Source organism: Phycicoccus sp. Soil803, from assembly GCF_001429685.1.
Lineage (GTDB): Bacteria > Actinomycetota > Actinomycetes > Actinomycetales > Dermatophilaceae > Pedococcus.
In genome coordinates this window covers 3,351,289-3,368,032 of sequence record NZ_LMST01000001.1, presented here as the reverse complement: position 1 = coordinate 3,368,032, position 16,744 = coordinate 3,351,289, and the positions used below count along the sequence as shown (strand labels likewise).

Sequence of the window (16,744 nt, the reverse complement as noted above, 5' to 3'; positions counted from 1 at the left end):
CGGGCGCATGGACTTCTCCCTGTCACCGCGTGCCACCGACCTGCGCGACCGCGTCCGTGCCTTCCTCGACACCGAGATCGAGCCGGTCGAGGCCGCGCTGCACGCCGAGATCCAGGCCCGGCGCGAGAGCGGGGGCGACCCGTGGACGCCCTCGCCGGTCGTCAAGGAGCTCCAGGCCAAGGCGCGGGCGGAGGGTCTGTGGAACCTGTTCCTGCCCAAGGAGCACGCCGGACGGTATGCCGCGGAGTTCGGCACCGACGGCGGCGAGGGCCTCTCGAACGTCGACTACGCGCCGGTGGCCGAGGTGATGGGCCGTTCCGCCATCGCGCCGTTGGTGTTCAACAGCAACGCGCCCGACACTGGCAACATGGAGGTGCTGCTCAAGTACGGCACCCCCGAGCAGCAGCGTGAGTGGCTCGAGCCGATGCTCGACGCGCGGATCCGCAGCGCCTTCTGCATGACCGAGCCGGAGGTGGCCTCCTCCGACGCCACCAACATGGCAGCGACCGCGGTCGTCGACGGTGACGAGGTGGTCGTCAACGGCCGCAAGTGGTTCTCCACCGGCATCGGCAACCCCGAGTGCAAGATCCTCGTCTTCATGGGGCTGTCAGACCCTGACGCCGACCGACACTCCCGCCACACGATGGTGCTCGTGCCGCGCGACGCCCCGGGCGTCAAGGTCGAGCGGATGCTCTCCACGATGGGCTACCACGACGAACCGCTCGGCCACGGCGAGGTGTCGTTCACCGACGTGCGGGTGCCCACCGCGAACATCCTGCTCGGCCCCGGGCGGGCCTTCGAGGTCGCGCAGGGTCGGCTGGGGCCGGGGCGGGTGCACCACTGCATGCGGGCCATCGGCCTCGCCGAGCGTTCGCTCGAGCTGGCCTGCCAGCGCGCCCTCGAGCGCACCGCCTTCGGGAAGCCGATCGCGAAGCTGGGCGGCAACCTGGAGCGCATCGCCGACGCCCGGATCGCCATCAACCGCTCACGCCTGCTGGTCATGCATGCGGCCTGGCTGCTCGACCAGGGCAGCTCGCGCGAGGCCTTGTCGGCAGTCAGCGAGATCAAGGTCGAGGTGCCCACCATGGCCCTCGACGTCATCGACCTCGCGATCCAGCTGCACGGCGGTGGGGGCATGACGAGCGACTTCCCGCTGGCCGCCGCCTGGGTGGGCGCGCGGTCCCTGCGCCTGGCCGACGGTCCCGACGAGGTCCACCGCAGCGTGGTCGGCCGCATCGAGCTCGGGAAGCACCAGTGAGCCAGCGGGTCCTCGTGACCGGCGGAGCCTCGGGGCTGGGTGCTGCGCTCGTCAGCGCCTTCCGCGCGGCCGGTGACGAGGTCCTGGTCACCGACGTGCACGACGCCGACGGGGTCGACCTCGTCCTGGACATCACGTCCGACGACGACTGGGCCGCAGCCCTGGCCCACGTCGAACAGGGCTGGGGTGGCCTCGACATCCTCGTCAACAACGCCGGCATCGCCGGGGGTGGCCGGATCGAGCTGTCGACCATCGACGAGTGGCAGCGGATCATCGACGTCAACCTCCTCGGTGTCGTGCGCGGCACCCGCACCTTCACGCCGATGTTCAAGCAGCAGGGGTCCGGCCACGTGGTCAACATCGCCTCGCTCGCCGGGCTGGTGCACGCCGCCGGCATGGGCTCCTACAACGCGGTCAAGGCGGCCGTGGTGGCCTTCACGGAGACGACCGGACACGAGCTGCATCCCTTTGGTGTCAAGGCATCCGTCGTCTGCCCGTCCTACTTCAAGACCAACCTGCTCAGCTCGATGCGCGGCGCCGACCAGCGGGTCGGGCGGGTCGTTGCCGGCCTGATCGAGCGGGCGACGGTGACGGCCGACGAGGTGGCTGCCGCGGTGCTCGAGGGGATCGCGCACGGCGACGACGTGATCGTCCCCGACGAGCCGGCCCGCCAGGCCTACGCGCTCAAGTGGGGTGACCGCGCGGCATACGACGCCTTGATGCGCCACCAGGCGTCGCGGCTCGCGGAGGAGCGGTGAGCGAGGTCGCCGGTGCCCGACCGGTGCGCGCCGAGGACGCCTTCGACGTCGACGCGGCGGTGACCTGGCTGCGCTCCCACGCCGACCAGCGCTATGCCGCGGGGCTGGCGGGGGAGCCGGAGGTCCGGCAGTTCTCGGGCGGCGCCTCCAACCTCACCTACCTCCTGCGCTTCCCCGGCCTCGACCTCGTGCTCCGACGCGGGCCGAGCGGCACGAAGGCCCGGGGCGCCCACGACATGGGTCGCGAGCACCGCATCCAGGCGGCGCTGGGACCCGTTTTCCCTTATGTCGCAACGATGGTCGCGATGTGCGATGACCCGGCAGTGCTGGGTGGCGACTTCTACGTGATGGAGCGCCTGGTCGGCACGGTGCCGCGTCGCGAGATGCCGGTCGACCTGTCGAGCGACCAGGCGAGCCGGCTCTGCGAGTCGATGCTCGACGTCCTCGTCGAGCTGCACTCGGTCGACCCGGCCGCGGCCGGGCTCGACACGCTGGGCAGGGGCGAGGGCTACGTGCGCCGCCAGGTCGAGGGGTGGTCGACCCGCTACCGCCGGGCCCACACGGCCGGCCAGCCCGACCTCGAGGTGGCGATGGCCTGGCTCGACGAGCGCCAGCCCGCCGACGTCGGCAGCTGTGTGATCCACAACGACTACAAGCTCGACAACCTCGTCCTCGCCGCCGACGACCCCACCCGCATCGTGGGGATCTTCGACTGGGAGATGGCCACGGTCGGCGACCCGCTGATGGACCTCGGCGCTGCGCTGGCCTACTGGGTGCAGGCCGACGACGACGCCGACTTCCAGAGCTTCCGGCGGGTGCCCACCCACCTGCCCGGCATGCTCAGCAGGGCCGAGCTCATCGCGGGCTACTGCGAACGGGCCGGCCGTGAGGTCAGCGCCGACGCCGCGGTGTTCTACGAGGCCTACGGGGTCTTCCGGCTCGCCGTCATCGCCCAGCAGATCTACTACCGCTATGCCAACGGCCAGACCACGAACGAGGCGTATGCCGCCTTCGGACCCGCCGTGCAGGTGCTCGACCGCAGGCTGGCCAAGCTGCTTTCCGCAACCTGAGCGCCCCACGAGGCGCCCAGGTTGCGGCGCGGGTCACCGGTCATGTCGGTCGGCTCGCCTATCGTGGTGGCATGGGGAGTCCAGACATCGAGGTCCGGCGCAGCCGCAAGCGCCGCCGCACCGTGAGCGCCTACCGCGAGGGCGGTCGCACCATCGTCCTCATCCCCGCGCGGTTCACCAAGGCTGAGGAGCAGCAGTGGGTCGACACGATGCTCGAGCGACTGGCCAAGGGTGACAAGAAGCGACGACCCAGCGATGCCCAGCTGCGCACGCGTTCGGCAGAGCTCTCGCAGCGCTACCTCGGGGGCCAGGCCAAGCCGACGAGCATCCGCTGGGTGACCAACCAGAACTCCCGCTGGGGCTCCTGCACACCTTCCGACGGCACCATCCGCATCTCCACGAGGGTCAGGGGCATGCCGGGCTTCGTGCTCGACTACGTGATCCTCCACGAGCTGGCCCACCTGCTCTCGCCCGGCCACGGTCCCGACTTCTGGCGGCTGCTGGAGGGCTACCCGCGGCTCGAGCGGGCGCGCGGCTACCTCGAGGGCGTCGCGGCGACTGCTGGCCTCGACCTGTCCGACGGTGAGACCGAGTCCGACGAGCTCGGCCAGGCCGCCCTCGACTTCGGTCCCAGCGACTGACCCCGCACGACCTGCCCGGTCACCGGAGCGACGAGGCGAGCAGCCGCCTGGCTGCGTCGGCGAGGGGTGCGATCTCGTCGCGGCTGGCCTTGGGGAGCGCGTCCACGGGCCACCAGGCGACGTCGAGCGACTCGTCGCTCACGGCATACCCGGCCTCGTCGTCGGTGACCCCGACGTAGCGCAGGTCGAGGTGCTCGCTGCACCGACCGAACCCCGAGGCCAGCAACGCGTGCCGGTCGAGGTGCGCGAGCTCGGGGTGCAGCTCGAGGTCGACGATGCCGGACTCCTCGCGCGCCTCGCGGGTCGCCGCGGCCAGGACCGACTCGTCACCCGGTTCGAAGTGCCCTCCGAACTGCAGCCACAGGCCGGCCTTCGCGTGCAGGGTGAGCAGCACCTTGTCGAGCGAACGGTTCAGCACCAGGGCGCTGGCGGTGAGGTGGGCTGGCGGCCCCTGCTTCGACAGCGCGTCGGGGTGCTCGGTGCAGTGCGCGAGCAGCTCGACCCGCAGCCGTTCCTGCCCTGCGTCGGGTGCCGTCCAGCGCTCGAGGACGCGCTGGGCGTCCTCCCGCAACGCGAGGTATGCCGCAGGCACGCCGGTCAGCGGCGCCGTCACCGGCCGTCCGCGCCGGTCTCGTCGTCCCCGGGGGTCTCGCCCTCGCGGAGCAGCTGGTCGAGAGCCGCGTCGAGGTCGGCGCTCTCGGAGGTACCGAAGCGCTCGACGTAGCCGAGCGGGTCGTCGAGGTCGGCGCCGGTGGGGGCGACATCGGGGTGTCCCCACCCGGCGTCGCGCCCGTCCGGTCCGTGCTTGGCCTCGAGGGCGGCCCAGAGGTTGGCGGCGTCGCGCAGTCGACGAGGGCGCAGCTCCAGGCCCACGAGACCGGCGAAGGCCTTCTCGGCGGGACCGCCGGTGGCCCGCCGGCGACGCACGGCCTCGCCGAGGGCGGCGGACTGGGGCAGGTGCTCACGGGTGGCACGGTCGGCCACGACGTCGACCCATCCCTCGACCAGCGCGAGGTAGGTCTCGAGCCGGGCCAGCGCGGCGCGCTGGGCGGGGCTGGGGTCGGGGCGGAACAGCTGGTCCTGGAGGGCGGACTGGAGGGCGGTCGCGTCGCTGGCATCGACAGACTGCAACGCGCTCTCGATCCGGTCGGTGTCGATGCTGATGTCGCGGGCGTAGTCGCGGACGGCGGCGACCAGCTGCGGCCCGATCCACGGGACCTCGGAGAACAACCGCACGCGGGCGGCCTCGCGGACGGCGAGGTAGATGCGCACCTGGTCGAGGTCGACACCGAGACCTTCGGCGAACGCTTCGACGTTGGCGGGCAGCAGCGCGACCGACCGGTCGGCCACCAGGGGTAGCCCGACCTCGGTGCCGCTGACCGTCTCGGTGGCGAGGGCCCCGACGGCCTGGCCGACCTGCAGCCCGAACATCGCCCCGCTCATCTTGGCCAGCATCGGCTCCATCTGGCCGAGCATGGCCGCGGGGTCCATGCCGGCCGGCAGGAGGCCCTCGGGCAGGCCGCTCTCGCCGAGCTGCTGGAGCTGGGTGCGCATGGCGTCGCCGACGGCCCGGCCCACGCCCTCGGCGACCGGCTCCACGAGCGTGCCCCAGGTGGCCATCGTCGCCTCGACCCACTCGGCCCGGCTCCACGCATGGGTGGAGATGCCGGGGGCCTCGAAGGCGGTCACCTCGTCGAGCCAGAGCTCGGCCACCTGGACCGCCTGGTCGAGCTGGCGTTGCGCGGCCTCGCCGACCACCGCGTCGCCCGCCTCGGACACGGTCTTGCGGGCCGTGTCGGTGGCGAGGGTGAGGTTGAACGCGTCGGTGTCGGTGCTGGCGAACATCGACTGCATCTGGCCGACCATCATCTGGAGCATCGCCGGGTCGACCTGGTCGATGCCCATGTCCTTGAGGGCCTTGGCCAGGTCGGGGTCGACCTCGCCGCCGGTCAGCCGCGCCAGGACCTCCGCGATCTCCGGGGACAGGGCGTCGCCGAGGGCGTCGTCGGACGGTCGCCCGGACTCGTCGCGCGGGTCGTCGGACGGGTCGTCGGACTGGTCGTCATGGTCAGGGGGAAGGTCGGGCACAACTGCTCCTCAGCGGTCCTGAGAGGATGGTCTCTCACTAGACAACCACGCGGAGGCCACAGTGAGTTCCCCCGGGCGGGCTGGACGGGGCGCCGTTCGCTCGCGGCGTAGCGCGATCGACGTCGCGGTGATCGGCACGGCCGACCCGGCGAGTCGTGCGGTGCTGCGCGCCCTGGTGTCGGCCGCCGCGCGGGGCACGACCACGGCGCAGCCCGGCGGCGCCGAGGGAGAGGCCCGGATCGGCACGGTCGTGGCCGTGGGCACCGAGCCCCCGGTGGTCGGGGGAGCCGAGTTCCGCCACGCCGACCCCGGTGACCCGAGCCTGGCCGCGGCGCTCTCGGGAGTCCACGCCGCGGCATACGTGGCGACGAGCACCAACCTCGCACGCGACCTGGCCATCGGCGCCCGGGCCCGTCGTGAGCGCAGCCTGCGCGTCGCCCAGACGGTCATCACCTCGGCGGCCGCCGCGGGACTGCGGCACCTCGTGGTCGTGACCTCGGCACAGACCTACGGCGCCCGGGCCGACAACCCCGTCCCACTCGAGGACGAGGCGCCGCTGCGGGCCGCCTCCGACGAGGGGCAGGTCGGCGACCTGATGGACGTCGAGCAGCTCATCGAGGTGGCCCGCGACGTCCACCCGGGCCTGACCATCACCGCCGTCCGGCCCGCCGCGCTGGTGGGCGACGGCGTCGACACGGTGGTGACTCGTCACTTCGAGGCGCCGCGGCTGCTCACCCTGCGCGGCGCGGAACCCGCCTGGCAGTTCTGCCACGTCGACGACCTCGGGACCGCGGTGGCGCTGGTCCTGGCCCAGGGCGTGGGTGGTGCGGTCACTGTCGGGGCCGAGGGCCACCTCACCCAGCGTGACCTCGAACGGCTGACCGGCATGCGCCGGGTCGAGCTCAGCCTCGGGGCGGCGATGGGAACTGCGGACCGCCTCCACCGCGTTGGGGTGTTGCCGGCACCGGCCAGCGACCTCGCCTTCGTGGCATTCCCCTGGGCGGTCTCCGCCCGCACGATGCGGGGTCGCGGCTGGGTGCCGGTCCACGACAACGAGACGTGCCTCGGCGTGCTCCTGGAGGCGATCCGGGGGTCGCACGCGGTGGCGGCACGCAGACTGGACCGCAAGGATGCCGCTCTGGGAGCGGCCAGCGCCGCGGTGGCCCTGGTGGGAACGGCGGCAATCATGCGGCGACGCCGCAGGAAAGGTTCAACGGCATGACCGATCCGGTCAGGGAGCTGGACAGCGACCCGATGGTGGTGCTCAGCGACGTCCGGGACGAGCCGCTGAGCGTCGACGAGGTGCTCAAGGCGGTGCAGCACCCTCGGTGCGGGGGCATCGCCCTGTTCGTCGGGGTGGTGCGCGAGCACGACCACGGCGCCGACGTGTCCGCCCTGGACTACACCGCGCACCCCAGCGTCGTGGACACCCTGAGCCGGGTCTGCGCCGACGTTGCCGGGCGGCACGAGGTCGCCCGCGTCGCCGCCGTCCACCGGGTGGGTCACCTCGAGATCGGCGACGTCGCCGTCGTGGCGGCCGTCTCGGCGCCACACCGGGGACAGGCCTTCGACGCCTGTCGCGACCTCATCGACACCCTCAAGGGGACGGTCCCGATCTGGAAGCACCAGCTGTTCACCGACGGCACCGACGAGTGGGTGGGGCTGCCGTGACGACGCCTCCTCATCAGCAGGGCGACCATCCCGGCCCGGCGGGCGCGACCGGCTCGGCAGTCACCGACCCCTACCGCCTCAGCCGCAAGTCCACCGTGAGCCTGGTCGGGTTCTTCCTGGCGATCGCCCTCGGCGCACTGTCGGTCATGGTCGGCCTGCCCTACGTCATCATGAAGCCCGGCCCGATCACGAACACCCTCGGCAAGCTCTCCGGCAAGCAGCTGATCACCGTCTCCGGCGCCCCGACCTACCCGACCCAGGGCGCCCTCGACTTCACCACCGTGCGGATCTCCGGAGGGCCCGGCTACAAGGTCACCGTCTGGGACCTCCTGAGCGCCGCGATCCGTCCGAGCGAGGACGTCGTCGACGAGGAGCTCTACTTCCCCAAGGGCGTGACCGACAAGCAGGTCGAGGAACAGAGCGCCGCCGAGATGATCGACTCCCAGCAGGAGGCGGTCGCCGTGGCGCTGAAGGCTGTCGGCCAGAAGGTGACCGAGCACATCGTCATCGCGCAGGTCGCCAAGGACGCGCCGTCCGCGAGCCTGATCAAGGCCGGTGACGAGATCGTCTCGGTCGACGGCAAGGCGATCAGCGACTCGAGCGGCGTCCGCGACGCCGTCGGGGCCCACAAGCCGGGGGAGAGCGTGGCCCTGGGTCTGGTGCGCGACGGCAAGCCCGTGACGGTCGAGGCCAAGACCCGCGCGGCCGAGGGCCGTGCCACGGTCGGCGTCTTCCTCGGGGTCCGGTTCGAGTTCCCGATCGACGTCAAGATCAACGCCGGCGACGTCGGTGGCCCCTCGGCCGGCACGATGTTCTCGCTGGCCGTCTACGACACCCTGACACCCGGACCGCTGACCGGCGGCCAGAAGATCGCCGGCACCGGGACGATCAACGCCAAGGGCCAGGTGGGGCCGATCGGTGGCATCCGCCAGAAGCTCGTCGGCGCGCACGACGGGGGAGCGAAGTGGTTCCTGGCTCCTGCCGACAACTGCGACGAGGTCGTCGGCCACGTGCCCGACGGCCTGCGAGTGGTCCGGATCGCGACGTTCGAGGAGGCCAGGTCCGCGGTCGAGGCGATCGCCGACAAGCGCCCCGACTCGCTCCCCACCTGCACGCGATAACACTTCAACCCGAAACCCCCTTCGCACCGCAAGGGGTATGCCGGGCGGCCGGTTCAGGCCTGCAGCGTCGCCTTGAGCGCGTGGACCAGGCCGGGGGCGATCTCGTCGCCGAGGGCGACCTTGTCGTCGCGGTCGTTGGCCCGCTGGCGCAACAGGCAGCGGCTCTGGCCGTCGCGGGTCACGGCGACGAGCAGCCGCACGTCCTGTCGCCCGGGGTGCGCGGCCAGCGCGTCGACGGCCGACTCGGTGTGGGCCGGCAGGTCGCGCTCGGCCTCTGGCGGCACGACGATGCGCTCGACCGCGAGCGCTGCCCCGACGACACTGTCGGGCCAGGCGATCCCGCCGAGCAGGCTCTCGAGGTTGGAGGTGCGGGGGAGGTCCTCCTGCTCGATCGCGCTGAGCGCACCCTCGGCCAGGTCGGACCCGCGCATCTGGGCCCGCAGGTGCGGCTCGCGCTCGAGCAGCTCGGCGGTGGGCACGAGGGCGAACAGCCGCGGGTTCTGGTCCCACCCGGCCGCGGCGACGTGGCGTTCGGTGTCCAGGGCGGCGATGGACAGCGGATCGGCGACGGGGCGGGAGGTCTGGCTCACGCGCCCATGGTGCCGTATGCGGCATACCCAGTCGGTGCACAGGTGGTGCCAACCCGTGTCCAAGGCGGCCGTGGGAACCCCGGGGGCGCTCGGTAAGTTGGACCCACTACAGCAGGCGACCACCGCGGGCGGTCGCACGGATGATCGGGCGTGGCGTGAGTTCTTCCTCTGAATGGTTCGGCCAGGGCGAGCCGGGTGCCGAGGGCGCCCGACCGGAGGGAACCCCGCGGGGGTCCGGCCCCGGTGGCCGGCGTCCCCCGACGCTGACCTTCGGCAGGCGTCGCGGACCATTGGTGCCGACCCTCGTCGTGCTGGTCGTGCTGGGCTTCGTGGTGTCGCTGATGGCCTCGCTGTGGACCGACATCCTGTGGTTCAGCTCGGTCGGCTACCAGCAGGTCTTCGTCACCGAGCTGACCACCAAGGTCCTGCTCTTCGTCGTCGCGTCCGTGCTGACCGCGGCGGTCGTGGCGTCGAGCCTCATCGTCGCCTACCGGACCCGCCCGATCTACGCACCGGTCACCGCCCAGCAGCAGAACCTCGACCAGTACCGCGAGGCCATCGAACCGCTGCGCAAGGTCGCCATCTTCGCGATCCCGGCGATCCTTGGCCTGCTCGCGGGCACGGGCGCCGCAGGGCAGTGGAAGACCTACCTGCTGTGGCTCAACCGGGTGCCGTTCGGCACGAAGGACCCGCAGTTCGGCAAGGACCTGTCGTTCTTCATGTTCACGCTGCCGTGGATCCAGTTCCTGCTGGGCTTCCTCACGATGGCGCTGGTGATGGCGACGCTGGCCGCGGCCTTCACGCACTACGTCTACGGCGGACTGCAGATCCAGTCGCGCGCGGAGCGCACCTCGCGCGCCGCCCGGACCCACTTGGCCATCCTCGTGGCCGCGCTCGTCCTGGTGCGCGCCGCGACGTATTGGTTCGACCGGTATGCCTTGTCCACCAAGGACTCTCGCCTGCTGACGGGCATCGGCTACACGGACGCGCATGCCGTCCTGCCGGCCAAGGCGATCCTCGCCATCGCCGCGCTGATGACGGTCGGGCTGTTCGTCGCCTCGATCTGGTCGCGTTCGTGGCGGTTGCCGATCGTGGGCGTGGCCCTGCTGCTCATCACCTCGATCGTCGTGGGCAGCATCTACCCAGCGCTCTACCAGCGGTTCATCGTCAAGCCGTCGGAGAAGTCCCGCGAGCAGATCTACATCGACCGCAACATCAAGGCGACCAGGGCTGCCTACGGCATCGCGGACGTGAAGACCGAGGGCTACACCGCGACGACCGAGGCGACCCAGGGACAGCTGCGCGACGACGCCGAGACCATCCCCGGCATCCGCCTGGTCGACCCGATCGTCGTCTCGCCGACGTTCAAGCAGCTGCAGTCGGTGAAGTCCTACTACGCCTTCCCGGACGCCCTCGACGTCGACCGCTACAAGGTGGACGGCAAGGTCCGTGACACCGTGCTGGCGGTGCGTGAGCTCGACCTGGACGGCATCCCGGCCAACCAGCGCAACTGGCTCAACGACCACACCGTCTACACCCACGGCTTCGGGCTGGTCGCCGCGTTCGGCAACCAGCGCACCGCCGACGGCCAGCCGGTGTTCTACGAGCGCAACATCCCGCAGGCCGGCGAGCTGCCCGACTTCGAGCCGCGCATCTACTTCGGTGAGCAGTCGCCGTCCTACTCCATCGTCGGCGCGGCCGCGGGCAGCAACCCGCGCGAGTTCGACTACCCGGACAACAGCGCGGCGGGGCAGAAGAACAGCACCTACACCGGCAAGGGCGGTGTCGCGCTGGGCTCGCTGCCGCGCAAGCTCGCCTACGCGCTGAAGTACCGCGAGCTCAACCTCCTGCTGTCCGACGCCGTCAACGACAAGAGCCGGATCCTCGACCACCGCCAGCCGCTCGAGCGGGTGGAGCGGGTCGCCCCGTGGCTGACTCCGGACGGCAACCCCTATCCCGCGGTCGTGGACGGCCGGGTGCAGTGGATCATCGACGGCTACACGACGTCGGCCGACTACCCCTACTCGCGGCTGACGGACATCGACAGTGCGACCTCCGACTCCGTGACCGCGCGGTCCGTCGCCGTGACCACGATCGGGAGCGGTCAGGTCAACTACATGCGCAACTCGGTGAAGGCCACCGTGGATGCCTATGACGGGTCGGTGAAGCTCTACGCGTGGGACGACAAGGACCCGCTGCTCAAGGCTTGGAGCAAGGCGTTCGACAACACCGTGCTCCCGATGAGCGACATGAGCGCAGACCTGATGTCGCACATCCGCTACCCCGAGGACCTCTTCAAGGTGCAGCGCCAGATGCTGGCGAAGTACCACGTGACCGACGCCGCGTCGTTCTACGGCGGCCAGGACTACTGGCAGATCCCCGAGGACCCGGCGCAGGACGCGAGCGTCGTGCAGCCGCCCTACTACCTGACCCTCAAGATGCCCGACCAGGACGCCGCCCGCTTCTCGATCACGACGACGTTCAAGCCCGTGGGTGACCGGCAGATCCTGACCGGGTTCCTGGCGGTCGACGCGGACGCCGGGTCGACGAAGGGGCAGCGCAGCAGCGACTACGGCACGATGCGGCTGCTCACGCTGCCCAAGGACAGCCAGGTCAGCGGACCCGGCCAGGTGCAGAACGAGATCGGCTCCTCCAACGCCACCTCGCCGGACTCTGCCCTCAACCTGAGCCAGTTCCTCAACAACGCCCGCCAGAGCGGGTCGAGCGTCACGCTGGGCAACCTGCTGACGCTGCCCGTCGGTGGCGGCCTGCTCTACGTGCAGCCGATCTACGTGCGGGCCCAGGGTGACTCGGCGTTCCCGCTCCAGCGGGCCACGGTGGTCGCGTTCGGTGACAAGCTGGCCTGGGCCTACACGCTCGACGGCGCGCTGGACGGACTCTTCGGCGGCAACTCCGGAGCCACGGCGGGGGACTCGGGCTCGACTCCCACCCCGACGACGCCGGGTAGCACCCCGACCACCCCGCCGCCCACGGACTCGGCTGCGCTCGCCAAGGCGCTGGCCGACATCCAGGCCGCCTACGACGCGGGACAGAAGGCGCTCAAGGCCGGCGACTTCGCGGCATACGGCACTGCGCAGAAGCAGCTCAACGAGGCCATCCAGCGAGCGGTCGCTGCGGCGCCCAAGGGTGGTTCGGTGACGGTCAAGCCGTCGCCGACCACGACCGCCACCCCCACGGCGACGCCGACCACGACGTCCACGCCCTGACCCGGTGCGGGTGACGTCCACCGCCTGACCTGCTGCGGAAGCCCTGCGAGCGCACCGATTTGGTTCGCGCGCAGGGCTTCCCGTAAGGTGGTGTCTACCGACGCGGGGTGGAGCAGCTCGGTAGCTCGCCGGGCTCATAACCCGGAGGTCGCAGGTTCAAATCCTGCCCCCGCTACTTGAAGTAGCAGGTCAGAGGCCCTTTCCCTTCGGGGAGAGGGCCTCTGGCGTTGGCACGTGTAGCCAAATGTGTAGCCAACCGGGGTCGAGACGCTCGAGAACGGGTCGGACACGGTGGGACGGCTGGGACAAGGCAGAAACGCATGAGACGGCCGTTTGGAACGGAGCGGGGCACGTTTCGGGGTGTCGCCGGGTCGGTGTCCGGGCGATCGCTGGATTCTGCGATACCTCGCCCCACTGATTCTCATCACGCGGTTTCGATCTCGGGCGAGCGAGTCGCTGCAATCAGGGGCCCGCGCTCTGGTGGCCGCGGCGGCCTCAGGCCGGCTTTGCCCGGGTGAGCTTGTCGTGGGTTTCGTACATGCGCTGGGCCACGACGAGCGCGGACGTAGCGGTCATTGCTGCGATCAGCCAGATCGCCGCGCGGACGCCGAGGGTGTCGGCGAGTACTCCGGTCAGGAGCGCGCCGACCGCGAATCCGAGGTCTCGCCAGAGTCGGTAGACGCCGACGGCGCGTGCTCGCCAGCTGGGGTGAGCGACGTCGCTGATGGCGGCCAGCAGAGTGGGGTAGACCATGGCTGTGCCGGCGCCGAGCAGCACGGACCCCAGGGCCCATGGCGTCTGTGAGTTGGCGGTTGCGATGATCGCCAGAGCGGCGGCTTGGAGCAGCATGCCGCCGGTGATGAGGTGTTTGCGGCCCCAACGGTCGGACAGTGCACCGGTGGCAAGTTGCCCCACGCCCCAGACGGCGGGGTAAAGGGCGACGAGGATGCCGGTCTGGCCGAGCGACAGTCCGGCAGAGGTGAAGAGAACCGGGAACAGGCCCCAGGCGAGGCCGTCGTTGAGGTTGTTGACCAGGCCGGCTTGGCTGGCCGACGAGAGGGCGGGCTCGCGGAAGCTTGTCAGCACGAGGACTTCCCGGTCGGTCAGGTCCTCGGAGTCGGCACGGGTCGCCGCCTCGTGGTCGGAGTGGGGACGGGTCTCCCGGACCCAGAGCGTGGAGAGGCCGAGGCCGAGCGCGGTGTAGGCGACGCCCAGCAGGAACGGCTCGGGCCGAAGTCCGGCGTTCGCTGCGATGGTGCCTGTGAGCAGGGCGGTCACGGCGACCGCGAGGTAGCCGGCGGACTCGTTGAGGCCCATGGCTAGGCCGCGGTGTCGGGGCCCGACAAGGTCGATCTTCATGATCACGGTGGTGGACCATGTCAGCCCCTGGCTGATGCCGAGCAGGACGTTGGCGGCGACGACGACCCACCAGTGGGGCGCCCAGATGAGGAGCAGGGGGACGGGGAGGGCGACCAGCCAGCCTGCGACTAGTACGGGTTTGCGCCCATGGCGCTCCGACCAGGTCCCGGCGAAGTAGTTGGTGCATGCCTTGGCCAGGCCAAACGCGAGGATGTAGGTCAGGGCCGCGGTGTAGGAGTCGAGCCCGAACTCCTGGGTGGCAAGGAGGGGCAGGACGGTGCGTTCCTGGCCGAGCGTTCCGCCGACCAGAGCGTTGACGGCAACGAGCAGGCCGAACTGGGCGGCGTTCGCTCGTACGCCGAAGACGGGAGACGCCGACGTTCCTGCTCGTTTCACGGGCCGCTGGCGAGGTCCTCGCCGTGGGCGGTGGCCCAGTCCTGGGGGCTGCCGGCGAACACGGCGACCTGGGTGAATCCGGCTCCGGACAGCAGCGATGCCGCTCCCATCGCGCGTTCGCCGTGTCCGCACATGACCACGGTAGGCACGTTGGCGAGGTGGCCGAGCACGGCAGGGAGGTCGCCGAGCTCGATGTTGAGGGCACCAGGGACGTGTCCGGCTCGGTACTCGGCCTCCTGACGGATGTCCAAGACCCGCACGGTGGCCGCGGCGCTCACCCCGGCGCTTGCCTCGACCAGCGGCACCGAATTGGTCGGCAGGCACGCAGCGGACCAGGCCTCCTGGCCGCCGGCTAGTTCGCCGATTATGTTGTCGTAGCCGATCTTGACGGCCTGCCAGAGCACCTCGTCGACGTTCTGGTCGGGTTCGCGGAGCACGACGAGTGGTGTGTCGTTGGGTGCGAGCCAGCCGAGCCAGCTCGCGAACGCGGGCCGTAGCGGGATCGAGAGGGCGCCCGAGGGGTGTCCGGCGGCGAAGGCGGTCACTGGGCGCACGTCGACGATCACGGCGCCGGTTGCCTGCGCACCGGCAGCCGCCTGCGGTGTGAGCTGCTCCAGCCCGAGCCGACGGGGCAGGATCGCTGGTCCGCGCCGGTTGATCTCGGCCAACCGCAGGAAGTAGGGCGGGAACGAGCCGAGCCCGGCGAGCAGCCGAGCGACGAACGCGTTCTCGTCTGCGGCGGACAGCAGCGGGTTGTTGGCCCGTTCGGCGCCGATGGTGCTGGTGCGGGCGGAGCCGCCGGGTGCGGCGCAGAAGGAACCAGCGCCATGAGTTGGCCACACCTCGACGTGGTCGGGCAGCTCCAGCAGTCGATGCACGGACCGGTACTGGGCCCGGGCGAGCTCGATCGTGCGGTCGGGGTCGACGAGGTCGGTCCGGGCGACTGCCCCGACCAGCAGTGAGCCCCCGGTGAAGACCCCGACGGGTTGCGAGCCGTCCAGCAGAAGGTAGGACAGGTGCTCGTCGGTGTGCCCGGGCGTCCCGAGGGCGCGCAGCCGCAGACCCCCGAGGTCGAAGTCGTCACCGTCGCTCAACCCGTGGTGTCCGAAGCTCCGGTTCCCGGCGGCCGAGGCCAGCACCGTCGCGCCCGTAGTCGCAGCGAGCTGACGAGCGCCGGAGATGAAGTCCGCGTGCAGGTGGGTGTCCGCGGCGACGGCGACGCGAAGACCCCGGGCGTCGGCGGCCGCCTCCAGGGCGCGCAGGTCACGACTGGGGTCCACGGCTAGGGCGCGGCCGTCGCCGAGGTCGACCAGGTATGCCGTGTTGCCCAGTCCCTTGTCCGCGATCTGGAGCGTGAGGGGGTGCGTCATGTGCTGTTCGGCTCCATCTGCGTGTCACGCCTCAGCTGGGCTTGGCATAGGCCTTGATTCCGGTGTCGAGCAGGACACAGGGCTCGTCGCCGTCGGTCCACGCGTCGTGCCCGGGGTCAAGGTCCACGACGTCGCCGGGGCCGATGGAGACCTCGCTGCCGTCGTCGAACCGGACGGTCATCTTTCCCGAAAGGCAGATTCCCGTGTGGTGGGTCTGGCAGGAGTCGGTGCCCGCGATGGGCTTGACGTCGTTTGACCAGCGCCAGCCTGGTTCGAAGACGCCGCGACCGAGAGTGAAGTCGCCGAGGGTGACCACATCCAGGTGGCCGTGAGCCTTGAAGGGGCGCTGCTCGTGCGGGGTGTCGATGTTCTGCTTGTCGGACATGGGTTCCTCCGGTGGTGTGGGTTAATCGGTGGTCAGGGTGGCGAGGATGGAGATGCTCTTGACGCCGTACCTGGCGCTGGCATTGCGGGCCTGGTCGGATATGAACGCGTACGCGTTCTCGCGGTGACGGGTGATGGTGACGCCGGCCGATTCGATGGCCTCTAGGTGTACTGACCACGGACCTTGTTGACATGAGGGAGGACCTCCGGGCGAAGTGATGGGTGTCGAATCCGTTGCTTCCCACCGGAGGTCGGCGTTGCAGACGATGGAGTCCTTGAGCTGTAGCTCGCTGATGATGTCGGCGATCGCGAGCCGCCCGCCGGGCTTCAGCACTCGTGCGGCTTCGGCGAACACCGCCTTCTTGTCGGGGCAGAGGTTGATCACCCCGTTGGAGATCACGCAGTCCACGGTGCCATCTCCCAGCGGGACTGCCTCGATCCGGCCTTCCCGGAACTCGACCTGTAAGAGCCCGGCCTCGTCGGCCAGCCGGCGTGCCTTGCCGAGCTGCTCCGGGGTGAAGTCGACCCCGCACACCCGCCCCGCGGGACCGACGAACCGCGCTGCGTACAAGGCGTCCATCCCTGACCCGCTGCCCAGGTCGACCACGGTCTCACCGGCCCGGAGGTCGGCCAGGTCGAAGAAGAAGCCACTCCGGCGAACGACTCGACCGCCCCCGTCGGAATGTCTGCCAGTCGGTCAGCGTCGTAGCCAACCCGCAGTGCGAGCGGTGCACCGAGTTCGAAGTGGAAGCGGTCGTGGGGCTGCTGCGCCACGTGCCGGTACATCTCCTTGACCTTGCCCTCGAGCTCC

At 70.7% G+C, this 16,744-nt stretch carries 15 protein-coding genes and 1 tRNA gene; 9 read left to right on the top strand and 7 right to left on the bottom strand.

All coding sequences use genetic code 11. From position 1 onward, the window contains the following. Positions 1 to 7 precede the first annotated feature (7 nt). From ASG95_RS15600 to ASG95_RS15585, 4 genes are all read left to right on the top strand, one after another. Positions 8 to 1,258: an acyl-CoA dehydrogenase family protein gene (locus ASG95_RS15600; protein ID WP_057378049.1), complete on the top strand. Its 1,251-nt coding sequence runs from the start codon at positions 8 to 10 to the stop codon at positions 1,256 to 1,258. Beyond that, positions 1,255 to 2,016 carry an SDR family NAD(P)-dependent oxidoreductase gene (locus ASG95_RS15595; protein WP_057378048.1) on the top strand — a complete coding sequence of 254 codons (762 nt, stop codon included), beginning with the start codon at positions 1,255 to 1,257 and terminating at the stop codon, positions 2,014 to 2,016. The genes ASG95_RS15600 and ASG95_RS15595 overlap by 4 nt, the downstream gene beginning before the upstream one ends. Continuing rightward, positions 2,013 to 3,086 (top strand): phosphotransferase family protein, encoded by a 1,074-nt coding sequence (locus tag ASG95_RS15590; RefSeq protein WP_057378047.1) that lies wholly within the window; start codon positions 2,013 to 2,015, stop codon positions 3,084 to 3,086. Before ASG95_RS15595 ends, ASG95_RS15590 begins: the two co-directional genes overlap by 4 nt. Positions 3,087 to 3,157: 71 nt before the next feature. Further along, entirely contained in the window at positions 3,158 to 3,727 is a 570-nt protein-coding gene (locus ASG95_RS15585) for a M48 family metallopeptidase (protein WP_057378046.1), read from the top strand. A 19-nt stretch (positions 3,728 to 3,746) separates the two neighbouring features. Here the strand turns inward: ASG95_RS15585 and ASG95_RS15580 are convergent, their stop codons facing one another. Both ASG95_RS15580 and ASG95_RS15575 read right to left on the bottom strand, forming a co-directional pair. Continuing rightward, positions 3,747 to 4,340: an NUDIX hydrolase gene (locus ASG95_RS15580; protein WP_057378045.1), complete on the bottom strand. Its 594-nt coding sequence runs from the start codon at positions 4,338 to 4,340 to the stop codon at positions 3,747 to 3,749. Further along, on the bottom strand, positions 4,337 to 5,815 hold the full coding sequence (locus ASG95_RS15575; RefSeq protein ID WP_235543923.1) for a zinc-dependent metalloprotease: 1,479 nt from the start codon (positions 5,813 to 5,815) through the stop codon (positions 4,337 to 4,339). The genes ASG95_RS15580 and ASG95_RS15575 overlap by 4 nt, the downstream gene beginning before the upstream one ends. 61 nt (positions 5,816 to 5,876) lie before the next feature. Here ASG95_RS15575 and ASG95_RS15570 point away from each other — a divergent pair, with 61 nt between their 5' ends. Genes ASG95_RS15570 through ASG95_RS15560 form a run of 3 tightly spaced genes read left to right on the top strand, consistent with a single transcriptional unit; the run spans position 5,877 to position 8,607 of the window. Beyond that, positions 5,877 to 7,037 carry an NAD-dependent epimerase/dehydratase family protein gene (locus tag ASG95_RS15570; protein ID WP_157582151.1) on the top strand — a complete coding sequence of 387 codons (1,161 nt, stop codon included), beginning with the start codon at positions 5,877 to 5,879 and terminating at the stop codon, positions 7,035 to 7,037. Continuing rightward, positions 7,034 to 7,486, top strand: coding sequence for a molybdenum cofactor biosynthesis protein MoaE (locus ASG95_RS15565; protein ID WP_057378043.1), 453 nt, complete (start codon positions 7,034 to 7,036; stop codon positions 7,484 to 7,486). Before ASG95_RS15570 ends, ASG95_RS15565 begins: the two co-directional genes overlap by 4 nt. Then, positions 7,483 to 8,607, top strand: coding sequence for a PDZ domain-containing protein (locus ASG95_RS15560; protein WP_235543921.1), 1,125 nt, complete (start codon positions 7,483 to 7,485; stop codon positions 8,605 to 8,607). Before ASG95_RS15565 ends, ASG95_RS15560 begins: the two co-directional genes overlap by 4 nt. Before the next feature lie 53 nt (positions 8,608 to 8,660). On the opposite strand, the gene ASG95_RS15555 is transcribed toward ASG95_RS15560, so the two are convergent. Continuing rightward, on the bottom strand, positions 8,661 to 9,197 hold the full coding sequence (locus tag ASG95_RS15555) for a PPA1309 family protein (protein WP_057378042.1): 537 nt from the start codon (positions 9,195 to 9,197) through the stop codon (positions 8,661 to 8,663). Between the two features lie 140 nt (positions 9,198 to 9,337). Between ASG95_RS15555 and ASG95_RS15550 the strand changes: the two genes are divergently transcribed. Then, entirely contained in the window at positions 9,338 to 12,424 is a 3,087-nt protein-coding gene (locus tag ASG95_RS15550) for a UPF0182 family protein (protein ID WP_082592676.1), read from the top strand. Positions 12,425 to 12,525: 101 nt separating this feature from the next. Next, positions 12,526 to 12,599 (top strand) — tRNA-Met (locus ASG95_RS15545). Between the two features lie 320 nt (positions 12,600 to 12,919). On the opposite strand, the gene ASG95_RS15540 is transcribed toward ASG95_RS15545, so the two are convergent. The 4 genes from ASG95_RS15540 to ASG95_RS15525 are packed head-to-tail and all read right to left on the bottom strand — an operon-like array spanning position 12,920 to position 16,540. Further along, positions 12,920 to 14,179: an MFS transporter gene (locus ASG95_RS15540; RefSeq protein WP_057378041.1), complete on the bottom strand. Its 1,260-nt coding sequence runs from the start codon at positions 14,177 to 14,179 to the stop codon at positions 12,920 to 12,922. Further along, positions 14,176 to 15,549 carry a rhodanese-like domain-containing protein gene (locus tag ASG95_RS15535; RefSeq protein WP_057378040.1) on the bottom strand — a complete coding sequence of 458 codons (1,374 nt, stop codon included), beginning with the start codon at positions 15,547 to 15,549 and terminating at the stop codon, positions 14,176 to 14,178. The genes ASG95_RS15540 and ASG95_RS15535 overlap by 4 nt, the downstream gene beginning before the upstream one ends. A gap of 31 nt (positions 15,550 to 15,580) precedes the next feature. Continuing rightward, complete coding sequence (locus tag ASG95_RS15530; RefSeq protein WP_057378039.1) at positions 15,581 to 15,934, bottom strand: cupin domain-containing protein; 354 nt, start codon at positions 15,932 to 15,934, stop codon at positions 15,581 to 15,583. Positions 15,935 to 15,955: 21 nt separating this feature from the next. Further along, positions 15,956 to 16,540 carry a methyltransferase domain-containing protein gene (locus ASG95_RS15525; RefSeq protein ID WP_235543919.1) on the bottom strand — a complete coding sequence of 195 codons (585 nt, stop codon included), beginning with the start codon at positions 16,538 to 16,540 and terminating at the stop codon, positions 15,956 to 15,958. Between the last annotated feature and the right edge of the window lie 204 nt (positions 16,541 to 16,744).